The organism is Mesorhizobium sp. P5_C1 (assembly GCF_054049815.1).
The window spans coordinates 1-849 of the sequence record NZ_JBFULQ010001183.1; the positions used below are offsets into that span (position 1 = coordinate 1).

The window sequence follows — 849 nt, forward strand, 5'->3', positions numbered from 1 at the left end:
CACTTGCGCCGTGACCGGCAGCCTGACGAGGCCGCAAGACAACGCCAATCTGCCGGTGACGCCGGAACAAATCGCGGCCTCGGCACTCGATGCGGTCGACGCGGGTGCGTCCATCCTGCATCTTCATGTCCGTCATCCCGACGGTCGACCGTCGATGGAGCTCGATCACTACCGCGAACTCGTTCGTCTGATCCGCGCCAAGAATACGGAGGTGATCCTGAATATCACCACCGGACCTGGTGGCCGGTTCCAGCCTGGAGAAGAGGATCCCAAGATCGCTGGTCCCAGGACGAATTTCGTCACGCCCGAACGTCGCGTCGAGCACATCCGCGATCTACGGCCTGACATCTGCACCTTGGATCTCAATACGATGACGTTCGGCAGCGAGGTCGTCATCAACACTCCACCCAATGTCAAGAAGATGGCGGAGATCATCTATGACTGCGGGGTCCGGCCGGAGTTTGAGTTATTCGATAGCGGCGACATCAATCTCCTCAACGACTTTCTCGCAAGCGGCGTGTTTCGCGGCCCGCCGCTCGTTAGCCTTGTGCTTGGCGTGAAATACGGCTTCGCGGCGACGCCCGAGACCATGATGTTCGCCCGCAACATGCTGCCACGGGACGCCATCTGGACAGGCTTTGGCATCGGTCGCGCCGCGTACCCGATGCTGATGCAATCCTACCTCCTCGGGGGCCATGTACGGATCGGCATGGAGGACACGATCCGCATGTCGAAGACCGAGCTGGTCAAGAGCAATGCCGAACTCGTSGAGAAAGCGAAATGGCTCCTGGAGAGGCTCGGCGCCACGATCGCCAGCCCGGCTTCAGCGCGATCTCAGCTGGCTTTGAA

1 protein-coding gene is annotated in these 849 nt (G+C 60.6%); it reads left to right on the top strand.

The annotated features are described in order from the left end of the window. Positions 1-849: 3-keto-5-aminohexanoate cleavage protein (locus tag ACXJ7R_RS34755; RefSeq protein ID WP_457155742.1), on the top strand; the 849-nt coding region annotated here is incomplete at both ends.